Annotated in this window: 23 protein-coding genes and 1 pseudogene; 19 read left to right on the top strand and 5 right to left on the bottom strand. The window is 51.1% G+C overall.

Annotated features, from left to right (window positions below):
* Positions 1 to 4: 4 nt before the first annotated feature.
* The gene (uspC, locus tag D9734_RS15025) at positions 5 to 433 is read right to left on the bottom strand and encodes a universal stress protein UspC (protein ID WP_130208531.1); all 429 of its coding nucleotides are present in this window, start codon (positions 431 to 433) and stop codon (positions 5 to 7) included.
* A gap of 780 nt (positions 434 to 1,213) precedes the next feature.
* Between uspC and flhD the strand changes: the two genes are divergently transcribed.
* The 15 genes from flhD to flhe all read left to right on the top strand — a co-directional run bounded on the left by flhD (position 1,214) and on the right by flhe (position 15,303).
* Complete coding sequence (gene flhD, locus D9734_RS15020) at positions 1,214 to 1,564, top strand: flagellar transcriptional regulator FlhD (RefSeq protein WP_130208529.1); 351 nt, start codon at positions 1,214 to 1,216, stop codon at positions 1,562 to 1,564.
* 2 nt (positions 1,565 to 1,566) lie between these two features.
* Positions 1,567 to 2,145, top strand: a complete 579-nt coding sequence (gene flhC, locus D9734_RS15015) for a flagellar transcriptional regulator FlhC (RefSeq protein ID WP_064529301.1) — start codon at positions 1,567 to 1,569, stop codon at positions 2,143 to 2,145.
* Between the two features lie 125 nt (positions 2,146 to 2,270).
* Positions 2,271 to 3,158, top strand: coding sequence for a flagellar motor stator protein MotA (gene motA / locus D9734_RS15010; protein ID WP_130208527.1), 888 nt, complete (start codon positions 2,271 to 2,273; stop codon positions 3,156 to 3,158).
* A complete protein-coding gene (gene motB, locus D9734_RS15005) occupies positions 3,155 to 4,081 on the top strand; it encodes a flagellar motor protein MotB (RefSeq protein ID WP_130208525.1) in 927 nt (308 codons plus the stop codon). Before motA ends, motB begins: the two co-directional genes overlap by 4 nt.
* A 4-nt stretch (positions 4,082 to 4,085) precedes the next feature.
* Positions 4,086 to 6,050: a chemotaxis protein CheA gene (gene cheA, locus D9734_RS15000; RefSeq protein WP_130208523.1), complete on the top strand. Its 1,965-nt coding sequence runs from the start codon at positions 4,086 to 4,088 to the stop codon at positions 6,048 to 6,050.
* A gap of 21 nt (positions 6,051 to 6,071) precedes the next feature.
* The gene (gene cheW, locus D9734_RS14995; RefSeq protein ID WP_130208521.1) at positions 6,072 to 6,575 is read left to right on the top strand and encodes a chemotaxis protein CheW; all 504 of its coding nucleotides are present in this window, start codon (positions 6,072 to 6,074) and stop codon (positions 6,573 to 6,575) included.
* 145 nt (positions 6,576 to 6,720) lie between these two features.
* Positions 6,721 to 8,376, top strand: coding sequence for a methyl-accepting chemotaxis protein II (gene tar / locus D9734_RS14990; RefSeq protein ID WP_130208519.1), 1,656 nt, complete (start codon positions 6,721 to 6,723; stop codon positions 8,374 to 8,376).
* The gene (locus D9734_RS23250) at positions 8,376 to 8,513 is read left to right on the top strand and encodes a hypothetical protein (protein WP_165383289.1); all 138 of its coding nucleotides are present in this window, start codon (positions 8,376 to 8,378) and stop codon (positions 8,511 to 8,513) included. Before tar ends, D9734_RS23250 begins: the two co-directional genes overlap by 1 nt.
* On the top strand, positions 8,510 to 9,370 hold the full coding sequence (gene cheR, locus D9734_RS14985) for a protein-glutamate O-methyltransferase CheR (RefSeq protein WP_130208517.1): 861 nt from the start codon (positions 8,510 to 8,512) through the stop codon (positions 9,368 to 9,370). The genes D9734_RS23250 and cheR overlap by 4 nt, the downstream gene beginning before the upstream one ends.
* A gap of 2 nt (positions 9,371 to 9,372) precedes the next feature.
* Positions 9,373 to 10,422, top strand: coding sequence for a protein-glutamate methylesterase/protein glutamine deamidase (gene cheB, locus D9734_RS14980; protein ID WP_130208515.1), 1,050 nt, complete (start codon positions 9,373 to 9,375; stop codon positions 10,420 to 10,422).
* 14 nt (positions 10,423 to 10,436) lie between these two features.
* Positions 10,437 to 10,826 (top strand): chemotaxis response regulator CheY, encoded by a 390-nt coding sequence (gene cheY / locus D9734_RS14975; RefSeq protein WP_000763855.1) that lies wholly within the window; start codon positions 10,437 to 10,439, stop codon positions 10,824 to 10,826.
* Between the two features lie 10 nt (positions 10,827 to 10,836).
* The gene (gene cheZ / locus D9734_RS14970; RefSeq protein ID WP_130208513.1) at positions 10,837 to 11,481 is read left to right on the top strand and encodes a protein phosphatase CheZ; all 645 of its coding nucleotides are present in this window, start codon (positions 10,837 to 10,839) and stop codon (positions 11,479 to 11,481) included.
* Between the two features lie 207 nt (positions 11,482 to 11,688).
* Positions 11,689 to 12,837, top strand: coding sequence for a flagellar biosynthesis protein FlhB (gene flhB / locus D9734_RS14965; RefSeq protein ID WP_130208511.1), 1,149 nt, complete (start codon positions 11,689 to 11,691; stop codon positions 12,835 to 12,837).
* A complete protein-coding gene (gene flhA, locus D9734_RS14960; RefSeq protein ID WP_130208509.1) occupies positions 12,830 to 14,908 on the top strand; it encodes a flagellar biosynthesis protein FlhA in 2,079 nt (692 codons plus the stop codon). Before flhB ends, flhA begins: the two co-directional genes overlap by 8 nt.
* Entirely contained in the window at positions 14,908 to 15,303 is a 396-nt protein-coding gene (flhe, locus tag D9734_RS14955; protein WP_130208733.1) for a flagellar protein FlhE, read from the top strand. The genes flhA and flhe overlap by 1 nt, the downstream gene beginning before the upstream one ends.
* Before the next feature lie 52 nt (positions 15,304 to 15,355).
* Here flhe and argS read toward each other — a convergent pair whose 3' ends face one another.
* Positions 15,356 to 17,089, bottom strand: coding sequence for an arginine--tRNA ligase (gene argS / locus D9734_RS14950; protein ID WP_130208507.1), 1,734 nt, complete (start codon positions 17,087 to 17,089; stop codon positions 15,356 to 15,358).
* Positions 17,090 to 17,304: 215 nt separating this feature from the next.
* Here argS and D9734_RS14945 point away from each other — a divergent pair, with 215 nt between their 5' ends.
* The 4 genes and pseudogenes from D9734_RS14945 (at position 17,305) to torZ (ending at position 22,573) form a co-directional block, all read left to right on the top strand.
* Positions 17,305 to 17,871, top strand: coding sequence for a VOC family protein (locus tag D9734_RS14945; RefSeq protein WP_130208505.1), 567 nt, complete (start codon positions 17,305 to 17,307; stop codon positions 17,869 to 17,871).
* A gap of 13 nt (positions 17,872 to 17,884) precedes the next feature.
* Complete coding sequence (gene cutC / locus D9734_RS14940) at positions 17,885 to 18,631, top strand: copper homeostasis protein CutC (protein ID WP_130208503.1); 747 nt, start codon at positions 17,885 to 17,887, stop codon at positions 18,629 to 18,631.
* 387 nt (positions 18,632 to 19,018) lie between these two features.
* Positions 19,019 to 20,119, top strand: a complete 1,101-nt coding sequence (locus tag D9734_RS14935; protein WP_130208501.1) for a NapC/NirT family cytochrome c — start codon at positions 19,019 to 19,021, stop codon at positions 20,117 to 20,119.
* A gap of 24 nt (positions 20,120 to 20,143) precedes the next feature.
* A pseudogene (gene torZ, locus D9734_RS14930) lies at positions 20,144 to 22,573 on the top strand (trimethylamine N-oxide reductase TorZ).
* 164 nt (positions 22,574 to 22,737) lie between these two features.
* Here the strand turns inward: torZ and cmoB are convergent.
* Genes cmoB through D9734_RS14915 form a run of 3 tightly spaced genes read right to left on the bottom strand, consistent with a single transcriptional unit; the run spans position 22,738 to position 24,885 of the window.
* Positions 22,738 to 23,709 (bottom strand): tRNA 5-methoxyuridine(34)/uridine 5-oxyacetic acid(34) synthase CmoB, encoded by a 972-nt coding sequence (gene cmoB / locus D9734_RS14925; RefSeq protein WP_000564757.1) that lies wholly within the window; start codon positions 23,707 to 23,709, stop codon positions 22,738 to 22,740.
* Positions 23,706 to 24,449 (bottom strand): carboxy-S-adenosyl-L-methionine synthase CmoA, encoded by a 744-nt coding sequence (gene cmoA, locus D9734_RS14920; RefSeq protein WP_130208500.1) that lies wholly within the window; start codon positions 24,447 to 24,449, stop codon positions 23,706 to 23,708. Before cmoA ends, cmoB begins: the two co-directional genes overlap by 4 nt.
* A 40-nt stretch (positions 24,450 to 24,489) precedes the next feature.
* Positions 24,490 to 24,885 carry an MAPEG family protein gene (locus tag D9734_RS14915; RefSeq protein WP_130208499.1) on the bottom strand — a complete coding sequence of 132 codons (396 nt, stop codon included), beginning with the start codon at positions 24,883 to 24,885 and terminating at the stop codon, positions 24,490 to 24,492.
* Between the last annotated feature and the right edge of the window lie 19 nt (positions 24,886 to 24,904).

Raw genomic sequence — 24,904 nt, 5'->3', positions numbered from 1 at the left:
GCGCTTAATCTCCCTTAAGCGGAACCAACAGCACATCAACCTCACTTGAGGCAATCACACTTTTCGCAGAGCAGGATGCTCGCGAAAAGAAACTGTGATTATGATTACCGCAAATCACCAAATCGAATTTATGTTTACGGCATACCGCCAGAATATGTTCGCTCAACTCTCCGTAAGCTATAAACTTTTCTTCAACGGGATATCCAGCATCCTGAATTAATTTGTCCAGAAAGTTTTGTGTTTCTTCATGCATCACACTGCGTAAATCCTCAAGCATCGGCGCGGCTAATTGATTGTACATTTCTGGATCGGAAGCGAGGGTGATTAAACTGATACGCCCATTAACGGGACGGGCGATAGATACCGCTTTTGCTAACAGTTGCTGGCTTTCCGGTGAGACAGCAACGGCAACAAGAATATTGGCGTAACTCATAACCTGCTCCTTATTCTATGAACTTCAGGTGAGATCACAGCTTTACCCTGAATGAGCTATAGATGCAATAACAACTTGGTCAAAAATGCAAATGTTAGCATGATAATTAATAAAGATAATTAATCAATATCGTAGTGTTACTATGTAGTCATGCGGGTGATGATGAGGAAGTGGAGAAATTGATTTCTCTCACTAAACAAATGGTTAATATTAATAAAACATCTTGTTAACATTAATATTGTTGGCAGCCTTAATTTTTTTTAAATGGCATATTATTATTTAATTGGCTGTTTTTTTAATGATTTACAGAGATCATAGATATTTATCCCATATCCGGGAGATGGTTATTCACGGTGATTTATATTAACAGTGCGCAACATCTCAATTTTATCCCGCCACATCATTTTTGCTGGCAGATAAGCTGAAAAACTTTTTAACAGAATGAAATATACGCAAAACAAAAGTATGACTTATACATCAATGTTAAGTAATTGAGTGTTTTGTGTGATCCGTATCACACATTGTCGAAAATCGCAGCTCCGCTCCGTTGTATGTATGAGTGGTGACGAGTACAGTTGCGTCGAATTAGGAAAAATCTTAGATAAGTGTAAAAAGCATCACTCTGTGTAAGACGTGTTTCACCTCTTATGATGTCTGTGTGTTTTTTCGTTGATCGCTACTATTCCATTTTTATTTACTTTTTACCGGGATTTCCCGGCGACATCACGGGATGCGGTGATACCGCATAAAAAATAAAGTTAGTTATTCTGGGTGGGAATAATGCATACCTCCGAGTTGCTGAAACATATTTATGACATTAACTTGTCATATTTACTTCTTGCACAGCGTCTGATCGTTCAGGACAAAGCGTCCGCCATGTTTCGTCTCGGTATTAATGAAGAAATGGCTACAACGCTGGCGACGCTGACTCTTCCGCAAATGGTTAAACTGGCCGAAACCAATCAACTGATTTGTCAATTCCGCTTTGACAGCCACCAGACTATTAACCAACTGACGCAGGATTCCCGTGTTGACGATCTCCAGCAAATTCATACCGGCATTATGCTCTCCACGCGTTTATTGAATGATGTTAATCAGCCCGAAGAAGCACAACGTAAGAAAAGGGCCTGATCATGAGTGAAAAAAGCATTGTTCAGGAAGCCCGTGATATTCAACTCGCCATGGAGTTGATAACCCTGGGCGCTCGTTTGCAGATGCTGGAAAGTGAAACACAATTAAGTCGCGGACGCCTGATCAAGCTCTATAAAGAGCTGCGCGGAAGCCCGCCGCCGAAAGGGATGTTGCCGTTCTCTACCGACTGGTTTATGACCTGGGAACAAAATGTCCATGCGTCGATGTTCTGTAATGCATGGCAGTTTTTACTGAAAACCGGGTTATGTAATGGCGTCGATGCGGTAATCAAAGCCTATCGTTTATACCTTGAACAGTGCCCACAAGCCGAAAACGGACCACTGCTGGCGCTAACCCGTGCCTGGACTCTGGTGCGATTTGTTGAAAGCGATTTACTGCAACTTTCCAGCTGCAACTGCTGCGGCGGTAATTTTATCACTCATGCTCATCAACCTGTCGGCAGTTTTGCCTGCAGCTTATGTCAACCGCCATCGCGCGCCGTAAAAAGACGTAAACTTTCTCAGAACCCTGCCGATATTATCCCTCAACTGCTGGATGAACAGAGAATACAGGCTGTTTAACCCATACGGTGTGGCGAAACACTCCAGCAGCGGTAATTAATTGCCGCTGCTTATTTTTCTCCAGCCGTAAGGTAACGTCTGCCGACTGAACATCCTGTCATGGTCAACAGTGAAAGGATGATGTCGTGCTTATCTTATTAGGTTACCTGGTTGTTCTCGGTACAGTTTTCGGCGGTTATTTGATGACCGGTGGAAGCCTTGGAGCACTCTATCAACCCGCTGAACTGGTGATTATTGCCGGTGCAGGCATTGGGTCGTTTATCGTCGGCAATAATGGCAAAGCAATCAAAGGTACGCTTAAGGCGCTGCCATTGTTGTTTCGTCGCTCTAAATATACCAAAGCAATGTATATGGATTTGCTGGCGTTGCTTTACCGTCTGATGGCGAAATCGCGGCAAATGGGCATGTTCTCACTGGAACGCGATATTGAAAATCCACGAGAGAGCGAGATCTTCGCCAGTTATCCGCGCATCCTCGCGGATGCCGTTATGCTGGATTTTATCGTCGATTATCTGCGTCTGATTATCAGCGGCCACATGAATACCTTCGAAATTGAAGCCCTGATGGACGAAGAGATAGAAACGCACGAAAACGAGGCGGAAGTCCCGGCGAACAGCCTGGCGTTGGTCGGAGACTCTCTTCCTGCGTTTGGGATTGTTGCGGCCGTAATGGGAGTGGTGCACGCATTAGGATCAGCCGATCGTCCTGCTGCCGAATTGGGGGCACTCATCGCACATGCGATGGTGGGGACTTTCCTCGGTATCTTATTGGCTTACGGATTTATTTCCCCGTTGGCGAGTGTTTTGCGCCAGAAAAGCGCCGAAACCAGCAAAATGATGCAGTGCGTCAAAGTCACACTGCTTTCTAATCTGAACGGTTACGCACCGCCTATCGCCGTTGAATTTGGTCGCAAAACGCTCTATTCCAGTGAACGTCCGTCGTTTGTTGAACTGGAAGAGCATGTGCGCGCGGTGAAAAATCCGCAACAGCAGACGACAACCGAGGAAGCATGAAGAATCAAGCGCATCCGATTATTGTCGTCAAACGACGCAAAGCGAAATCCCACGGCGCAGCACATGGTTCGTGGAAGATTGCTTATGCTGACTTTATGACCGCGATGATGGCTTTTTTTCTGGTGATGTGGCTTATCTCCATCTCCAGCCCAAAAGAGCTGATTCAGATTGCGGAATACTTCCGTACGCCGCTGGCGACAGCGGTAACGGGCGGCGATCGAATTTCTAATAGCGAAAGCCCAATTCCCGGCGGCGGTGATGATTTCACCCAAAGCCAGGGGGAAGTGAATAAGCAGCCGAACATTGAAGAACTTAAAAAACGCATGGAGCAAAGTCGGCTGCGGAAATTGCGTGGCGATCTCGACCAGCTTATTGAATCAGACCCGAAACTACGGGCGATGCGCCCACATCTCAAAATCGATCTGGTACAGGAAGGTTTACGTATCCAGATAATTGATAGCCAGAATCGCCCGATGTTTAAAACCGGTAGTGCTGATGTCGAGCCCTATATGCGCGATATTCTGCGCGCCATTGCGCCGGTGCTGAACGGTATTCCTAACCGTATCAGCCTTTCCGGTCATACCGATGATTTCCCTTACGCCAATGGTGAGAAAGGTTACAGCAACTGGGAGCTTTCCACTGAACGCGCCAATGCGTCGCGCCGTGAGCTAATGGTGGGAAGTCTGGCTGATGGCAAAATTTTACGCGTTGTCGGCATGGCGGCGACCATGCGCTTAAGCGATCGCGGTCCGGATGATGCCGTTAATCGTCGAATCAGTCTGTTGGTACTGAATAAACAAGCCGAACAGGCCATTTTGCATGAAAACGCCGAAAGCCAGAATGAGCCGGTAAGCGTCCTGGAAAAACCTGGGGTAACACCGCAGGTCAGTGTTTCCACAATGCCATCAGCCGAACCGAGGTGACAGCGTGAGCATGGATATAAGCGATTTTTATCAGACATTTTTTGATGAAGCGGACGAACTGTTGGCCGATATGGAGCAGCATCTGCTGAATTTACAGCCAGAAGCGCCAGATGCCGAACAATTGAATGCCATCTTTCGTGCGGCCCACTCCATCAAAGGAGGGGCGGGAACCTTTGGCTTTAGCGTATTGCAGGAAACCACGCATCTGATGGAAAACCTGCTCGACGAAGCCAGACGCGGTGAAATGCTGCTTAACACCGACATTATCAATCTGTTTTTGGAAACGAAGGACATCATGCAGGAACAGCTCGACGCTTATAAACAGTCGCAAGAGCCGGATGCCGCCAGCTTTGACTATATCTGCCAGGCCTTACGTCAACTGGCAATAGAAGCGAAAGGCGAAACGGCCCCCGCCATGACCCGGTTAAGTGTGGTTGCCAAAAGTGAACTGCAAGATGTGCAGAGTAACAGTGAGTCGCCGCGACGAATTCTACTTTCGCGTCTGAAGGCAGGAGAAGTCGATCTACTGGAAGAAGAGCTGGAGCATCTGACAACGTTGACTGATGTGGTGAAAGCTGCTGATTCTCTTTCGGCAATATTACCGGGCGACATCGCCGAAGATGATATTAAAGCGGTGCTCTGTTTTGTGATTGAGGCCGATCAGATTGCCTTTGAAACAGTAGAATCCACGCCAAAAATATCCCCGCCACCGGTACTTAAACTGGCAGCCGAACAAGCACCAGCAGGGCGAGTGGAACGGGAAAAAACGTCGCGCGGCAGCGAATCTAGCAGCATCCGCGTGGCGGTTGAAAAGGTTGATCAGCTGATTAACCTCGTTGGCGAACTGGTGATTACTCAGTCGATGCTGGCCCAGCGCTCCAGTGAACTGGACCCGGTGAATCATGGGGATTTGATTACCAGCATGGGGCAGTTACAACGTAACGCCCGCGATTTGCAGGAATCAGTGATGTCGATTCGCATGATGCCAATGGAATATGTCTTTAGCCGCTATCCCCGGCTGGTGCGCGACCTGGCGGGTAAACTTGGCAAACAGGTGGAACTGACGCTGGTGGGCAGTTCCACCGAACTCGACAAGAGTCTGATAGAACGCATTATCGATCCTCTGACCCACCTGGTACGCAATAGCCTCGACCACGGTATTGAACTGCCAGAAAAACGACTTGCTACGGGCAAAGATAGCGTTGGAAATTTAATCCTGTCTGCTGAACACCAGGGCGGCAACATCTGCATCGAAGTGACCGACGATGGCGCGGGGCTTAATCGAGAGCGGATTCTGGCAAAAGCCGCCTCGCAAGGTCTGAGCGTTAGCGACAACATGACTGACGACGAAGTGGCGATGTTGATATTCGCCCCTGGTTTTTCCACGGCGGAGCAGGTCACCGATGTCTCCGGGCGCGGCGTCGGCATGGATGTCGTCAAACGTAATATCCAGGAGATGGGTGGCCACGTTGAAATCCAGTCGAAGCAGGGCGTTGGCACCACAATCCGCATTTTACTGCCGCTAACGCTGGCGATCCTCGATGGCATGTCGGTACGCGTCGCTGACGAAGTTTTCATTCTGCCGCTGAACGCCGTCATGGAATCACTACAACCTCGTGAAGCCGATCTCCATCCACTGGCAGGGGGCGAGCGAGTATTGGAAGTGCGTGGTGAATATCTGCCCATCGTCGAACTGTGGAAAGTGTTCAACGTCGCAGGCGCGAAAACCGAAGCTACAGAGGGGATTGTTGTCATTCTGCAAAGTGGCGGTCGCCGCTACGCCTTGCTGGTGGATCAGTTAATTGGTCAACATCAGGTGGTGGTTAAAAACCTTGAAAGTAACTATCGCAAAGTCCCTGGCATTTCTGCTGCAACCATTCTTGGCGACGGCAGCGTGGCACTGATTGTTGATGTTTCCGCCTTGCAGGCGATAAACCGCGAACAACGTATGGCGAATACCGCCGCCTGATTGAGTAAAAAGGGAATAAATATGACCGGTATGACAAATGTAACAAAGCTGGCCAGCGAACCGTCAGGCCAGGAGTTTCTGGTATTTACCCTCGGTGACGAAGAGTACGGCATCGATATTCTGAAAGTGCAGGAGATCCGTGGCTACGATCAGGTTACGCGGATTGCCAATACACCCGCGTTTATCAAAGGCGTCACTAATCTGCGCGGCGTGATTGCGCCAATTATTGATTTGCGTATTAAGTTCAGCCAGGTGGATGTGGAGTACAACGATAACACGGTGGTTATCGTTCTGAATCTTGGGCAGCGGGTGGTCGGCATTGTGGTAGATGGCGTTTCAGATGTTCTTTCGTTGACGACGGAACAAATTCGCCCGGCACCGGAATTTGCTGTGACGCTTTCCACAGAATACCTCACCGGCCTGGGTGCGCTGGGCGATCGCATGCTAATTCTGGTTAATATCGAAAAACTGCTGAATAGCGAAGAGATGGCGCTGTTGGATAGCACGGCATCAGAAGTCGCATAATTTATCCAGCTGTACTCAAATGAAATGAGCCCGATGCCCTGCGCATTGGGTTTTTCATTTTAATATCGCCATGACTGGCATCAGAAATAAAGTTTCCCTCCTTCCTGCCGATAACGAAACCAACTTGTTTTCAGGAAGGTGCCTTATGATTAACCGTATCCGCGTAGTCACGCTGTTGGTAATGGTGCTGGGGGTATTCGCACTGTTACAGCTTATTTCCGGAAGTCTGTTTTTTTCTTCTCTTCACCATAGCCAGAAAAGTTTTGTGGTTTCCAATCAATTACGGGAGCAGCAAAGCGAGCTGACCTCAACTTGGGATTTAATGCTGCAAACGCGCATTAACCTGAGTCGTTCAGCGGTGCGGATGATGATGGATTCATCCAATCAACAAAGTAACGCTAAAGTTGAATTGCTTGATAGCGCCAGGAAAACATTGGCCCAGGCTGCAATCCATTATAAAAAATTCAAAATCATGGCACCGTTACCTGAAATGGTCGCTACCCGTCGTAATATCGACGAAAAATATAAAAACTATCACACAGCATTAACAGAACTGATTGATTATCTTGATTATGGCAATACCGGAGCCTATTTCGCTCAGCCAACCCAGGGAATGCAAAATGCGATGGGCGAAGCCTTTGCCCAGTACGCCCTCAGTAGTGAAAAACGGTATCAAGATATCGTCACTGACAACGCGGATGATTACCGATTTGCCCAGTGGCAACTGGCGGTTATCGCGCTGGTGGTGGTATTGATTCTGCTGGTGGCGTGGTACGGCATCCGCCGCATGCTACTTAACCCGTTAGCGAAGATCATTTCTCACATCCGGGAAATTGCTGGTGGCAATCTGGCGCATACCCTCTGCATTGCTGGACGCAGCGAAATGGGCGACCTGGCACAGAGCGTTTCACATATGCAACGCTCTCTGACTGACACGGTCAACCATGTGCGAGAAGGTTCAGACGCTATCTATGCTGGTACTCGTGAGATTGCTGCGGGGAATACCGATCTTTCCTCCCGTACTGAACAGCAGGCATCGGCGCTGGAAGAAACGGCCGCCAGCATGGAACAGCTCACAGCAACAGTGAAACAGAACGCCGATAACGCCCGTCAAGCCTCGCAACTGGCGCAAAGTGCCTCCGATACTGCTCAGCATGGTGGCAAAGTCGTGGACGGTGTGGTGAAAACCATGCACGAAATTGCCGACAGTTCGCAGAAAATTGCTGACATTATTAGCGTTATTGATGGCATTGCTTTCCAGACCAATATCCTGGCACTGAACGCGGCTGTTGAAGCCGCCCGAGCAGGGGAACAGGGGCGTGGTTTTGCCGTGGTGGCGGGCGAAGTGCGTAATCTCGCCAGTCGCAGCGCCCAGGCGGCAAAAGAGATCAAAGCGCTGATTGAAGATTCCGCCTCCCGCGTTGATACCGGTTCGGTGCTGGTAGAAAGTGCCGGGGAAACCATGACGAATATTGTCAATGCCGTCACCCGTGTTACCGACATTATGGGCGAGATTGCCTCTGCATCGGATGAACAGAGTCGCGGTATCGATCAAGTGGCGTTGGCAGTGTCGGAAATGGATCGCGTCACCCAACAAAACGCATCGCTGGTGCAGGAGTCTGCCGCGGCGGCGGCGGCCCTTGAAGAGCAGGCCAGCCGTTTAACGCAAGCAGTTTCCACATTCCGTCTGGCTGCAAGCTCGCAAACGAATAAACCACAATCCCGTCCAACCACTGAACAACCACCCGCACAGCCGCGACTGCGTATTACTGAACAAGATCCAAACTGGGAAACATTTTGATGAGTATTTACTCACTCGGTCATTTCAGCCAAATGGATCAGGTGATGCAACAAAACGTCGCACTGGCAGAAGAAGCGGCGGCAACGGCACAACGGGTGAATCAGTGGTTTCCTGAAGTGACTGAGAAGGCGCTATGACATCATCTCTGCCCTGCGGGCAAACGTCTTTATTGTTACAGATGACCGAGCGCCTGGCGCTTTCCGACGCGCATTTTCGGCGGATAAGTCAATTGATCTATCAACGTGCGGGGATAGTCCTGGCGGACCACAAACGCGACATGGTTTACAACCGCCTGGTGCGCCGTTTGCGCTCGCTGGGGCTTGCAGACTTCGGCCATTATCTGAATTTACTGGAATCTAATCAGCACAGCGGCGAGTGGCAGGCGTTTATTAATTCGCTGACCACAAACCTGACGGCATTTTTCCGCGAGGGGCATCATTTCCCATTGCTCGCGGAGCACGCCCGCCACAGCTCTGGCGAGTATCGCGTATGGAGTGCGGCAGCATCGACAGGTGAAGAACCCTACAGCATTGCGATGACGCTGGCGGACACGCTGGGCACCGCGCCCGGACGCTGGAAAGTGTTCGCCAGCGATATCGACACCGAAGTGCTGGAGAAAGCCAGAAGCGGCATTTATCGCCATGAAGAGCTGAAAAACCTGACGCCGCAACAACTCCAGCGCTACTTCATGCGCGGTACGGGGCCGCATCAAGGGCTGGTGCGTGTGCGTAAGGCACTGGCGAACTACATCGATTTTTCCCCGCTGAATTTGCTGGCGAAACAGTACGCTGCGCCGGGGCCGTTCGATGCGATCTTCTGTCGTAACGTCATGATCTACTTCGATCAAGCGACCCAGCAGGAGATTTTGCGCCGCTTTGTACCGCTGCTTAAACCCGACGGATTATTGTTTGCGGGTCACTCTGAAAACTTTAGCCACCTTGAGCGCAGCTTCACATTGCGTGGACAGACGGTGTATGCGCTAAGTAAGGATTAACGATGAGCAAAATCAGGGTGTTGTCGGTCGATGACTCGGCACTGATGCGCCAGATAATGACAGAAATCATCAATAGTCATAGTGACATGGAAATGGTAGCGACGGCTCCCGATCCGCTGGTCGCGCGTGATTTGATTAAGAAATTCAACCCTGATGTGCTGACGCTGGACGTCGAAATGCCGCGTATGGACGGACTGGATTTCCTCGAAAAATTAATGCGTTTGCGACCGATGCCAGTAGTGATGGTTTCTTCTCTGACTGGCAAAGGTTCCGAAGTCACGCTGCGTGCTCTGGAGTTGGGGGCGATAGATTTTGTCACCAAACCGCAACTGGGGATCCGCGAAGGAATGCTGGCGTATAGCGAAATGATTGCCGAAAAGGTGCGTACGGCAGCAAGGGCAAGCCTTACTGCGCATAAACCGTTATCGGCACCGACAACGCTGAAGACCGGACCGCTCTTGAGTTCAGAAAAGCTGATTGCGATTGGCGCCTCAACGGGGGGAACTGAGGCGATTCGTCACGTATTGCAACCGTTGCCGCTTTCCAGCCCGGCACTGTTAATTACCCAGCATATGCCGCCCGGTTTTACCCGCTCTTTTGCCGACAGACTTAATAAGCTGTGCCAAATCGGCGTGAAAGAAGCCGAGGACGGAGAACGCGTCTTGCCGGGGCATGCCTATATCGCCCCGGGCGATCGGCATATGGAACTGGCGCGTAGCGGCGCGAATTATCAAATCAAAATTCACGATGGCCCGGCGGTTAATCGCCATCGGCCATCGGTAGATGTGTTGTTTCATTCTGTGGCCAAACAGGCGGGGCGTAATGCGGTTGGGGTGATTCTGACGGGCATGGGCAACGACGGCGCGACGGGAATGTTAGCAATGCGTCAGGCGGGGGCATGGACTCTTGCGCAAAATGAAGCAAGCAGCGTGGTGTTCGGCATGCCGCGCGAGGCCATCAATATGGGTGGCGTCTGCGAAGTGGTCGATCTTAGCCAGGTAAGCCAGCAAATGCTGGCAAAAATCAGTGCCGGACAGGCGATACGTATTTAAATCAGGAGTGTGAGATGGCGGATAAAGAGCTTAAATTTTTGGTTGTGGATGACTTTTCTACCATGCGACGCATCGTGCGTAACCTGCTGAAAGAGCTTGGATTTAATAATGTTGAGGAAGCGGAGGATGGCGCCGACGCTCTCAATAAGTTGCAGGCGGGAGGATATGGTTTTGTTATCTCCGACTGGAACATGCCCAACATGGATGGCCTGGAGTTGCTGAAAACGATTCGTGCTGATGGCGCGATGTCAGCATTGCCGGTGTTAATGGTGACTGCAGAAGCGAAGAAAGAAAACATTATTGCCGCAGCACAAGCGGGGGCCAGTGGCTACGTGGTTAAGCCATTTACCGCCGCGACGCTGGAGGAAAAACTCAACAAAATCTTTGAGAAACTGGGCATGTGAGGATGCGACTATGATGCAACCATCAATTAAACCTGCTGATGAAAATTCTGCTGGCGATATCATTGCGCGCATCGGCAGCCTGACGCGTATGCTGCGCGATAGTCTGCGGGAGCTGGGGCTGGACCAGGCCATTGCAGAAGCGGCGGAAGCCATCCCCGATGCCCGCGATCGTTTGTACTACGTTGTGCAGATGACTGCCCAGGCTGCGGAAAGGGCGCTCAACAGTGTTGAGGCTTCACAACCGCATCAGGATCACATGGAGAAATCAGCAAAAGCGTTAACCCAACGCTGGGATGGCTGGTTTGCCGATCCCATTGATCTTGCCGACGCTCGCGAACTGGTGACCGATACACGGCAATTTCTGGCGGATGTGCCGACGCATACCAGTTTTACCAATGCGCAGTTGCTGGAAATCATGATGGCGCAGGATTTTCAGGACCTCACCGGGCAGGTCATTAAACGAATGATGGATGTCATTCAGGAGATTGAACGCCAGTTGCTAATGGTGCTGCTGGAAAATATCCCGGAACAGGATGCACGTCCGAAACGTGAAAGCCAGAGTTTGCTGAATGGACCACAGGTAGATACCAGCAAAGCCGGTGTGGTAGCCAGTCAGGACCAGGTCGACGATTTGTTGGATAGCCTTGGATTCTGATTTGTATTGCCTGATGTGACGCGGCCGCGTCACATCGATCTTCAAGGTTGGATAAGGCGTTTACGCCGTACCCGACAAACATGTCACCATGCCTGATGTGCTGTGGCAAAAGCCCTAAATCCCGCCTTTTTTACCCCTTACTCAAACCATTGAACGCTTTGCGCTCTGGCATCATTCACGCTTATTACTCTTTCCAGGATTGGCGACGTGTCTGACGAGAGCGACGACAAAACAGAAGCCCCCACACCTCACCGACTTGAAAAAGCGCGGGAAGAGGGGCAAATCCCGCGTTCCCGTGAATTAACGTCGCTGCTGATTTTGTTAGTGGGCGTGTGTGTTATCTGGTTTGGCGGTGTGTCGCTGGCTCGTCGATTGTCGGGCATGCTCTCCGCGGGATTGCATTTTGATCACAGTATTATCAATGACCCGAACCTGATCCTCGGGCAGATTATTTTGCTGATCAGAGAAGCCATGCTGGCGCTGCTGCCGCTGATTAGCGGCGTGGTGCTGGTGGCGCTCATTTCTCCGGTGATGCTGGGTGGGCTGGTATTTAGCGGCAAATCCTTGCAGCCGAAGTTTTCCAAACTCAACCCGCTACCGGGCATTAAACGGATGTTCTCGGCACAGACTGGCGCGGAGTTGCTGAAAGCGATACTGAAATCCATCCTGGTCGGCAGTGTGACGGGGTTTTATCTCTGGCACCACTGGCCGCAGATGATGCGCTTAATGGCCGAGTCTCCGATTACCGCCATGGGAAACGCCATGGATCTGGTTGGGCTATGCGCGTTGTTGGTGGTGCTTGGCGTTATTCCGATGGTGGGATTTGACGTCTTTTTCCAAATCTTCAGCCACCTGAAAAAGCTGCGTATGTCACGGCAGGATATTCGTGATGAGTTCAAACAAAGTGAAGGCGACCCTCATGTCAAAGGGCGAATCCGTCAGATGCAGCGAGCTGCGGCGCGGCGGCGGATGATGGCCGATGTGCCGAAAGCGGACGTTATCGTCAATAACCCAACTCACTACTCAGTGGCTTTGCAGTACGACGAAAACAAAATGAGTGCGCCAAAAGTCGTTGCCAAGGGCGCGGGGCTGGTGGCATTACGCATTCGTGAAATAGCCGCTGAAAATAACGTCCCGACCCTCGAAGCGCCTCCGCTGGCGCGTGCGCTGTATCGACATGCTGAAATCGGTCAACAAATACCTGGTCAACTCTATGCCGCCGTGGCGGAAGTGCTGGCCTGGGTCTGGCAACTGAAACGTTGGCGTCTGGCTGGTGGACAGCGCCCTGTACAACCAACTCATCTTCCGGTGCCGGAAGCCCTGGATTTTATTAACGAGAAACCGACCCATGAGTAATCTGGCCGCGATGCTGCGCCTGCCCGCAAACCTGAAATCGACACAATGGCAGATCCTTGCCGGACCGATTTTGATCTTGCTGATTTTGTCGATGATGGTGCTGCCATTGCCTGCCTTCATTCTCGACCTGCTGTTTACCTTTAATATCGCGTTGTCGATCATGGTGTTGCTGGTGGCGATGTTTACCCAGCGTACGCTCGAGTTTGCCGCCTTTCCGACAATCCTGCTGTTCACCACGCTGTTGCGTCTGGCTCTTAACGTAGCTTCAACCCGTATCATTTTGATGGAAGGGCATACCGGCGCGGCGGCGGCTGGAAAGGTGGTCGAAGCGTTCGGTCACTTCCTCGTTGGTGGCAATTTCGCTATCGGTATCGTGGTGTTCGTCATTCTCGTGATCATCAACTTTATGGTTATCACCAAAGGTGCCGGGCGTATCGCGGAAGTGGGCGCGCGCTTTGTTCTCGATGGTATGCCGGGTAAGCAGATGGCGATTGACGCCGACCTTAACGCTGGATTGATTGGTGAAGATGAGGCGAAAAAACGCCGCTCCGAAGTGACTCAGGAAGCCGATTTTTACGGCTCAATGGACGGGGCAAGTAAGTTTGTTCGCGGCGATGCCATTGCCGGGATCCTCATCATGGTCATTAACGTTGTCGGCGGATTGCTGGTTGGTGTGCTGCAACATGGCATGAGCATGGGGCACGCGGCGGAAAGTTATACGCTATTGACCATAGGCGACGGTCTGGTGGCACAAATCCCGGCACTGGTGATTTCTACCGCCGCGGGGGTCATCGTTACGCGTGTCAGCACCGATCAGGATGTTGGCGAGCAGATGGTGAATCAGCTTTTCAGTAACCCAAGCGTTATGTTGTTAAGCGCCGCCGTGCTCGGTTTACTCGGGCTGGTGCCAGGAATGCCGAACCTGGTATTTTTGCTGTTCACGGCGGGATTGCTCGGGCTGGCCTGGTGGATCCGCGGACGCGATCAAAAAGCGCCAGCCGAACCAAAACCGGTAAAAATGGCAGAGAATAATGCTGTAGTCGAAGCAACGTGGAATGATGTGCAACTGGAAGATTCTCTGGGAATGGAAGTGGGCTATCGACTGATCCCGATGGTTGATTTCCAACAAGATGGCGAGTTGCTGGGCCGTATTCGTAGTATTCGCAAGAAATTTGCCCAAGAAATGGGCTTCCTGCCGCCGGTGGTGCACATTCGCGACAATATGGATCTGCAACCGGCACGTTATCGTATTTTGATGAAAGGCGTAGAGATTGGCAGTGGCGATGCTTATCCGGGGCGCTGGCTGGCAATTAACCCGGGTACCGCTGCCGGGACGTTACCTGGTGAAGCGACCGTCGATCCGGCTTTTGGTCTGAACGCTATCTGGATCGAAAGTGCGCTAAAAGAACAGGCGCAGATTCAGGGGTACACCGTGGTTGAGGCCAGCACAGTGGTGGCAACGCATCTTAACCATCTCATTAGCCAGCACGCCGCAGAGTTGTTTGGTCGCCAGGAGGCGCAACAATTGCTGGATCGCGTCGCCCAGGAGATGCCAAAGCTGACGGAAGATCTCGTTCCTGGCGTCGTCACGCTCACCACGCTACATAAAGTGCTGCAAAATCTGCTCGATGAAAAAGTGCCGATTCGCGACATGCGTACCATTCTCGAAGCGCTGGCGGAGCATGCGCCCATTCAGAGCGTTCCGCATGAATTAACCGCCGTCGTGCGCGTGGCGTTGGGGCGAGCGATTACCCAGCAGTGGTTCCCCGGCAAAGATGAAGTCCATGTTATTGGCCTCGACACGCCGCTGGAACGTTTGTTATTACAGGCGTTGCAAGGCGGGGGCGGACTGGAGCCAGGGCTGGCGGATCGTTTACTGGCGCAAACTCAGGAAGCGCTATCCCGTCAGGAGATGTTGGGTGCGCCGCCTGTATTGTTGGTGAACCACGCGCTGCGACCATTATTGTCTCGCTTCCTGCGCCGCAGCTTGCCGCAGTTAGTGGTGCTGTCGAATCTGGAACTATCTGATAACCGACATATCCGCATGACGGCGACAATTGGCGGTAAATGATGAGAACTTTATTGGCTATGCTGTTGTTTCCGGTGATTGCGCAAGCCGCCGGGGAGGGGATGTGGCAGGCAAGTAGTGTCGGAATTACGCTAAATCATCGCGGTGAGTCGATGTCTTCTGCGCCTCTTTCTTCGCGACAACCTGTTTCAGGATTGATGACGCTGGTGGCGTGGCGTTATCAGCTTATCGGTCCGACCCCCGCGGGACTGCGGGTACGTTTATGCTCACAATCTCGTTGTGTCGAATTAGAGGGGCAGAGCGGAACCACCGTGGCCTTTTCCGGTATAGCGGCAGCAGAACCATTGCGCTTTATCTGGGAAGTGCCTGGCGGTGGGCGGTTAATTCCGCCGCTGAAAGTACAACGTAATGAAGTGATTGTGAATTATCGGCGGTGATAAAAAAGCCGATGTCCGTAACTGCGACATCGGCCTTTGACACATAACGCGATTACATACGCTCTACAGTCTCAATACCCAGCGTATCCAGACCCAGCTTCAGCGTCTTCGCCGTCAGTTGTGCCAGTTTCAGACGGCTGTTACGCACTTCTTCGTTTTCTGCGCTGAGGATCGGGCAGTGCTCGTAGAAGCCAGAGAACAGACCAGCCAGATCGTACAGGTAAGCACACATCACGTGCGGTGTGCCTTCACGGGCAACCACGGTGAGGGTTTCTTCAAACTGCAGCAGACGAGCAGCCAGTTGCGCTTCACGATCTTCACGGATGATTACCGGAGCTGAAGCCAGTTGCTCTTCGTTAATTTCTGCTTTACGGAACACAGACAAAACACGCGTGTAAGCATACTGCATGTATGGCGCGGTATTACCCTCAAACGCCAGCATGTTGTCCCAGTCGAAGATGTAGTCGGTAGTACGGTTTTTGGAGAGATCCGCGTATTTCACCGCGCCGATACCCACCGCATTGGCCAGTTTTTCCAGCTCGTCAGCTGGCATATCCGGGTTCTTTTCTGCCACCAGACGACGTGCGCGCTCCAGGGCTTCATCCAGCAGATCGGCCAGTTTCACCGTACCGCCCGCGCGGGTTTTGAACGGTTTGCCGTCTTTGCCCAGCATCATGCCGAACATGTGGTGTTCCAGCGGTACGGATTCCGGCACATAGCCTGCTTTGCGGACGATCGCCCATGCCTGCATCAGGTGTTGATGCTGACGGGAGTCGATGTAATACAGCACGCGATCGGCATGCAGTGTTTCATAACGATATTTCGCACAGGCGATATCAGTAGTGGTGTAAAGATAGCCGCCATCTTTCTTCTGAATGATCACGCCCATCGGTTCGCCTTCCTTGTTTTTGAACTCATCAAGGAATACGACGGTTGCGCCTTCGCTTTCTACTGCCAGACCTTTGGCTTTCAGGTCCGCTACGATACCCGGCAGCATCGGGTTGTAGAGGCTTTCGCCCATCACGTCATCGCGGGTCAGCGTCACGTTCAGACGATCGTAGGTGATCTGGTTCTGCGTCATGGTGATGTCGACCAGTTTGCGCCACATCTCGCGGAAGTATTCGTCACCGCTTTGCAGTTTTACCACGTAGTTACGTGCGCGCTCAGCGAACTCTTCATCTTCATCGTAATGCTTTTTCGCATCGCGGTAGAAACCTTCAAGGTCAGCCAGTTCCATTTCACCGGCGTTTTCCTGCTGCTGTTTTTCCAGCCACGCAATCAGCATACCGAACTGAGTACCCCAGTCGCCGACGTGGTTCGCGCGAATCACTTTGTGACCGAGGAACTCCAGAGTACGCACTGCCGCGTCACCAATAATGGTAGAGCGCAGGTGACCGACGTGCATCTCTTTCGCCACGTTCGGTGCGGAGTAGTCAACCACAATGGTCTGTTTTTCTGGCGTAGCAACACCGAGACGATCTGACGCCAGCGCCTGCTGAACATGTTCAGCCAGGAATGCCGGATCAAGGAAAATGTTGATAAAGCCTGGACCGGCGATCTCAACTTTGCTGGCGATACCGTTAAGATCCAGATGAGTCAGCACCTGCTCTGCTAATTGTCGCGGTGCCATACCCAGTTTTTTAGCGACTGCCATCATGCCGTTAGCCTGATAGTCGCCGAACTGAACTTTTGCTGACTGACGAACCTGCGGTTCGCAATCCGCAGGCGCGCCTGCCGCAATCATGGCCTGACGGACTTTTTCTGAGAGAAGAGCCTGAATATTCACCGGAATACCTTACATTGATGAAGCGAGCAAAAATTGCCCGCACCAGTTAAAGAAATTAGGGCGGGAGTATACTGCAAATGGCTGTTTTCGTCAGCAACGTGCGCGCGGCGCATTGCCGTTTTTACTATTGCATCAGAAGCGGCGTGAAATCAGCGGTTGGTTGGCGCAGGGCAACAGGGTAAATTAACGCTTTTACTAAAAGACGAAGAGTGATTATGGCGAACTGGCAATCAATCGACGAGCTGCAGGATATTGCATCGGATTTACCGCGATTTACCCACGCATTAGATGAACTTTCCCGCCGTCTGGGATTGGATATCACTCCGCTGACTGCCGATCACATTTCTTTGCGTTGCCATCAAAACGCCACCGCTGAACGCTGGCGTCGCGGGTTTGAACAGTGCGGTGAACTCCTGTCAGAAAATATGATCAATGGCAGGCCGATTTGTCTGTTTAAATTGCATGAGCCGGTACAGGTTGCTCACTGGCAGTTTTCCATTGTTGAGCTACCGTGGCCCGGGGAAAAACGTTACCCGCACGAAGGTTGGGAACATATTGAAATCGTTCTGCCGGGCGAGCCAGAAACGCTGAATGCCCGTGCGCTGGCGTTGCTTTCTGATGAAGGACTCAGCCTGCCGGGGATCTCAGTTAAAACCAGTTCGCCAAAAGGTGAGCATGAGCGATTACCGAATCCGACGCTGGCGGTCACCGATGGCAGAACAACCATTAAGTTTCATCCGTGGTCCATTGAAGAGATCGTCGCCAGCGAGCAGTCGGCATAATTAAGGAGCAAAAATGGCATTACTGGAAATTTGCTGTTACAGCATGGAGTGCGCACTAACGGCGCAGCAAAATGGCGCTGACAGAATTGAATTGTGTGCGGCACCGAAAGAAGGGGGCTTAACGCCGTCGCTGGGCGTGCTTAAATCCGTGCGCCAGCAGATAACGATTCCCGTACATCCGATCATCCGCCCGCGCGGTGGTGATTTTTGCTACAGCGACGGCGAGTTTGCCGCCATTCTTGAGGATGTTCGTACTGTCCGCGAATTAGGCTTTCCGGGACTGGTGACGGGCGTTCTCGATGTTGACGGTAATGTCGATATGCTACGAATGGAAAAAATAATGTCTGCTGCCGGTCCGTTGGCCGTTACTTTTCATCGTGCCTTCGATATGTGTGCTAACCCATTAAATACAATGAATAATCTTGCGGAATTGGGCATTGCCCGGGTACTGACTTCCGGGCAAAAATCAGACGCTCTGCAAGGTTTATCAAAAATTATGGAACTTATTGCCTATGGTGATACTCCAATCATCATGGCCGGAGCAGGAGTTCGCGCAGAAAACCTGCACCACTTCCTCGATGCCGGAGTGCTGGAAGTCCATAGCTCCGCGGGAGCGTGGCAAGCCTCACCGATGCGTTATCGTAATCAAGGATTGTCCATGTCATCAGATGCACACGCGGACGAGTATTCGCGTTATGTCGTAGACGGGGCGGCGGTTGCTGAAATGAAAGGAATCATTGAACGCCATCAGGCCAAATGATTTTTACCGTTGCATCATGTCGCCCAATATGATGCTTGCTCGTACCAGGCCCCTGCAATTTCAACAGGGGCCTTTTTTTATTCCCTGGCAGTATAAAAAACGAACGATTGCTGTGATGTGTAGAACGGGTGACAGTGCGCATAGCGTTGTGCTTAAAATGTTTTATATATTCACATTAATTATGTTATTTAAATTACTAAAACTGACAAATATATATTATAAATAACGGCTGGGTTATTCTTTCGCAATTAATGATTACATTGTAATAAATCATATTCTTTATCGATTATTTCAGGCAGTGTTGTGCCGAATTAAGCAAGTAGTCAATTCGTTGTGTATTTATTTATACAATGATTTCGGTGTCCTGGAATTTAATTAGAGGAATCTATGCGAGGGAAAAAACGCATTGGGTTATTTTTTCTGCTGATAGCGGTTGTGGTTGGTGGCGGCGGGTTATTGCTTGCGCAAAAAGCCTTACATAAAACGTCGGATACAGCATTTTGTCTTTCCTGCCACTCGATGAGTAAACCTTTTGAGGAATATCAGGGAACTGTCCACTTTGCGAACCAGAAAGGTATACGTGCGGAATGTGCCGATTGCCATATTCCAAAGTCAGGGATGGATTATTTATTTGCCAAATTAAAAGCATCTAAAGATATTTATCATGAATTTGTTAGCGGCAAAATAGACAGTGACGATAAGTTCGAAGCGCATCGTCAGGAAATGGCCGAAACAGTATGGAAAGAATTAAAAGCATCGGATTCTGCAACGTGCCGTAGTTGCCATTCTTTTGATGCGATGGATATTGCCTCGCAAAGTGAATCTGCGCAGAAAATGCATACCAAAGCGCAAAAGGAGGGTGAAACGTGTATTGATTGTCATAAAGGAATTGCCCATTTCCCGCCAGAAATAAAAATGGATGACAACGCGGCGCATGAACTGGAAAGTCAGGCTGCCACTTCTGTGACCAATGGCGCACATATTTATCCTTTCAAACCTTCCCACATAGGCGAACTGGCCACTGTGAATCCTGGTACCGATCTCACCGTCGTTGATGCCAGTGGCAAACAGCCGATCGTTCTGTTGCAGGGTTATCAAATGCAGGGCAGTGAAAACACGCTCTACCTGGCGGCAGGTCAACGTCTGGCGCTAGCCACATTAAGTGATGAAGGTATCAAGGCGCTAACGGTAAACGGGGAATGGCAGGCTGACGAATACGGTAATCAATGGCGTCAGGCGTCATTACAAGGGGCGCTAATCGATCCCGTATTAGCGGATCGTAAACCGTTATGGCAATACGCTGAAAAACTCGATGACACCTATTGTGCTGGCTGCCATGCGCCTATTGCCGCTGACCATTACACCGTCAATGCCTGGCCCTCTATCGCCAAAGGAATGGGGGCGCGAACCAGCATGAGCGAAAACGAACTGGACATTTTGACGCGGTACTTCCAGTACAACGCCAAAGATATTACCGAAAAACAGTGATCCTCGTAGATCAGGGAGGAAGTTATGACATTAACAAGACGTGAGTTTATTAAACATAGCGGTATTGCTGCCGGGGCGCTGGTGGTGACATCGGCTACGCCGTTACCCGCATGGGCAGAAGAGAAGGGTGGAAAAATCCTCACCGCGGGTCGTTGGGGAGCGATGAACGTAGAAGTGAAGGACGGTAAGATTGTTTCTTCGACAGGCGCGCTGGCGAAGACTATCCCGAACTCGTTACAGTCTACGGCGGCGGATCAGGTACACACTACGGCGCGTATTCAGCATCCGATGGTGAGAAAAAGTTATCTCGACAATCCACTGCAACCGGCAAAAGGTCGTGGCGAAGACAGTTACGTTCAGGTGAGCTGAGAACAGGCATTAAAACTGATTCATGAGCAACACGATCGCATCCGCAAGGCCAACGGCCCTTCGGCCATTTTTGCAGGGTCTTACGGCTGGCGTTCATCAGGGGTGCTGCATAAAGCGCAAACGCTGATGCAACGTTATATGAATCTGGCGGGGGGATATTCCGGGCATAGTGGCGATTACTCTACCGGGGCTGCGCAGGTGATCATGCCGCACGTTGTCGGTTCTGTGGAGGTCTATGAACAGCAGACTTCCTGGCCGCTGATTCTGGAAAACAGTCAGGTGGTGGTGTTGTGGGGCATGAACCCGCTGAATACCTTAAAAATTGCCTGGAGCAGTACCGATGAACAAGGGCTGGAATACTTCCATCAGCTGAAAAAATCGGGCAAACCGGTGATTGCCATCGACCCTATCCGTTCCGAAACAATCGAGTTCTTTGGCGATAACGCGACCTGGATCGCGCCGAATATGGGGACCGACGTGGCGATGATGTTAGGCATCGCGCATACCCTGATGACTCAAGGCAAACACGATAAAGCCTTCCTTGAGAAATACACTACCGGGTATCCGCAGTTTGAAGAGTATCTGACCGGCAAGAACGATAATACGCCGAAGAGTGCGGCCTGGGCGGCAGAAATTACTGGTGTACCGGAAGCGCAGATTGTCAAACTCGCTGAACTGATGGCGGCGAATCGCACGATGCTGATGGCTGGTTGGGGGATCCAACGCCAGCAATACGGCGAACAGAAACACTGGATGCTGGTGACGCTGGCGGCGATGTTAGGGCAAATTGGTACACCGGGCGGCGGTTTTGGTTTCTCTTATCATTACTCCAACGGTGGCAACCCGACGCGAGTTGGCGGCGTGCTGCCAGAAATGTCTGCGGCGATTGCCGGACAGGCAAGTGAGGAAGCTGATGATGGCGGAATGACCGCGATTCCGGTCGCCCGTATTGTCGATGCGCTGGAAAATCCTGGCGGCAAATATCAGCATAACGGTAAAGAACAAACGTATCCGAATATCAAAATGATCTGGTGGGCGGGTGGCGGTAACTTTACCCATCACCAGGATACTAATCGTCTGATTAAAGCCTGGCAGAAACCGGAGATGATCGTCGTTTCTGAATGCTACTGGACCGCAGCAGCCAAACACGCAGATATCGTATTACCGATCACCACATCGTTTGAGCGCAATGACCTGACGATGACCGGTGATTATAGCAACCAGCATATTGTGCCGATGAAGCAAGCTGTCGCTCCGCAATTTGAAGCGCGTAACGATTTTGACGTGTTTGCCGATCTTGCGGAATTACTGAAACCTGGCGGAAAAGAGATCTATACCGAAGGTAAAGATGAAATGGCGTGGCTGAAATTTTTCTATGATGCCGCCCAGAAAGGTGCGCGTGCGCAACGCGTGACTATGCCAATGTTTAATGCCTTCTGGCAGCAAAATAAACTGCTTGAAATGCGCCGCAGCGAGAAGAACGAGCAATATGTTCGCTATGGCGATTTCCGCGCCGATCCGGTGAAAAACGCGCTGGGTACACCAAGTGGCAAAATTGAAATCTACTCAAAAACACTGGAAAAATTTGGCTATAAGGATTGCCCGGCACACCCGACCTGGCTGGCTCCTGATGAATGGAAAGGTACCGCCGACGAGAAGCAGTTGCAGCTTCTGACCGCGCATCCGGCACATCGTCTACACAGTCAGCTTAACTATGCGGAGCTGCGTAAAAAATATGCGGTTGCCGATCGTGAGCCGATCACAATTCACACCGAAGATGCAGCTCGGTTTGGTATTGCAAATGGCGATCTGGTCCGTGTCTGGAATAAACGTGGTCAGATCCTGACAGGCGCTGTGGTGACTGACGGGATCAAAAAAGGCGTTGTATGCGTGCATGAAGGTGCATGGCCGGATCTGGAAAATGGCTTGTGTAAAAACGGCAGTGCGAACGTGTTAACGGCGGATATCCCCAGCTCGCAGCTGGCGAATGCCTGTGCCGGTAACTCTGCGCTGGTGTATATCGAAAAATATACGGGCAATGCGCCGAAGTTAACGGCGTTTGATCAGCCAGCTATTCAGGCATAAGACGTGAAAAGCGCCCGGAAACGGGCGCTGAGGTTATGCAAACGCAAAACTGCCTGATGTGCTATGCTTATCAGGCCTACATAGTCCCTGCAATATACTGAATTAGCAAGACTTTGTAGGCCGGATAAGGCGTTCACGCCGCATCCGGCAGTATTACCAGACCTTTACGGCTTACGCGCAATTAGCACCGCGCGTTTAGGCGCAGGATAACCTTCTACCGTCTTACCCGGATCATGCGGGTCGAGAAAATCGGCCAGAGACTCGGTGACCATCCATTCAGTGCGTCGCTGCTCTTCTGTAGTGGTGACACTCACATCCGCAATGCGAATATCAACAAAACCACACTTCTTCAGCCAGTTTTTCAGTGCCAGGGCCGACGGGATGAAATAAACATTACGCATTTGTGCGTAACGATCGCCTGGTACCAGCACCGTGTTTTCGTCGCCATCAATAACCAGCGTTTCAAGCACCAGTTCGCCCTCATTCACCAGTTGATCTTTCAACTGCCACAGATGTTCCAGCGGTGAACGACGATGATAAAGCACGCCCATCGAAAAGACGGTATCAAAGGCTTTCAGTGCCGGAAGTTGTTCAATCCCTAACGGCAGCAGATGCGCCCGTTGGTCGTTACCCAACAGTTTACGCACTGCTTCAAACTGGCAGAGGAATAGTTGCGTAGGGTCGATACCCACCGCAAGGTGTGCGCCTGCGCCAATCATGCGCCACATGTGATAGCCGCTGCCGCAGCCGACATCAAGAATGGTGCGCCCGGTTAAATCAGAAAGATGTGGCAGAACACGATCCCATTTCCAGTCGGAACGCCATTCGGTATCGATGTTGACGCCATACAGTGAGAACGGCCCTTTGCGCCACGGCATCAGGTTGCGCATCAGAGTCTCAATGCGCTTAATCTGCCCGGCGCTCAGTGGCTCTTCGCTTTCCGCCGTCACGCTATGCAGTAAATCAAGACGATACGGTTTAATTTCAGGCAGAAATTCCACCGCGTTGGACCACTGTTTAAACAGACCGTGCTGCTGTTCGCGCTGCCAGCTGGCAATCTGCGCGGGCAGGGTTTCCAGCCAGTGTGAAAGATGATTTTTGGCAATCAGAGAATAAAAGTTACCAAAGTCGATCATGCAGCGTCCTCTGCTTTTAATGCCACCAGTGAACCAAAATTAAAGCACTGGAACCACAGCTCGCTATGCTCAAAACCGGCTTTATGCAGGCGTGCCTTGTGGGTTTCCACGGAATCGGTCAGCATGACGTTTTCTAACATGCTGCGCTTCTGGCTGATTTCCAGCTCGCTGTAGCCGTTGGCACGTTTAAAATCGTGGTGCATGTTGAACAGCAGTTCACCAACTTTGGCATCTTCGAAACTAAATTTTTCCGAAAGCACCAGCGCGCCGCCCGGGTTTAGCCCCTGATAAATTTTATCCAGTAACGCCTGGCGCTCGGAAGGTTCCAGGAATTGCAGGGTAAAATTCAGTACCACCATCGACGCGTTTTCAATGGCAATATCACGAATATCACCTTCAATAACATCAACAGGCGTAGGCGCTTTATAGGCGTCGATATGACGGCGGCAGCGTTCAATCATTGCCGGGGAATTGTCGATGGCGATAATTTTACAATTATCATGATGAATGTTGCGACGCACTGAGAGCGTCGCCGCGCCCAAAGAACAGCCCAGATCGTAAATCTGCGTACCCGGTTGAACGAAGCGTTCAGCTAACATACCAATCATTGAAATAATATTGGAGTAGCCGGGAACGGAACGTTGGATCATATCCGGGAAGACTTCAGCTACCCGTTCATCAAAGGTCCAGTCGCCCAGTCTGGCGATAGGGGCAGAAAATAGCGTGTCGCGGTGAGACATAACGTAAAAATCCGGGAAAAAGAAAGTGGCATATTGTGCGCTAACGTAGGGAGAAAACCAACTCCCAGGGCATATACCAAAGATTCGCCAGCACCATCAGCAATAGCGCACACCAGGTGGCGCTCATACCAGAACGTCGCCAGCGAAACAGACGGTGATGGAAACCGTAATAATGCATCAGACGACCAGCGAGCAAAACGAGGCCGCAAATATGCACCATCCAGGTTTCAGCACCATTCATTTCCATAAATAGCATCAATACAATCGCGATGGGAATATATTCCACCGCATTGCCATGAATACGAATAGCGCTTTGTAGTTCGCTAAAACCGCCGTCGCCATAGGCAACGCGATACTGCATTCGCAGGCGAACAACATCAAAAGAGAACTTCATTAATAACAACGCACCTAAAACGGCATACAGCGCGCTTACCATACAAACTCCCTTTAAAATG

The sequence above is a fragment of the Escherichia sp. E14S1 genome, from assembly GCF_004211995.1.
GTDB lineage: Bacteria > Pseudomonadota > Gammaproteobacteria > Enterobacterales > Enterobacteriaceae > Escherichia.
This window is presented reverse-complemented; position numbering and strand designations above follow the sequence as displayed.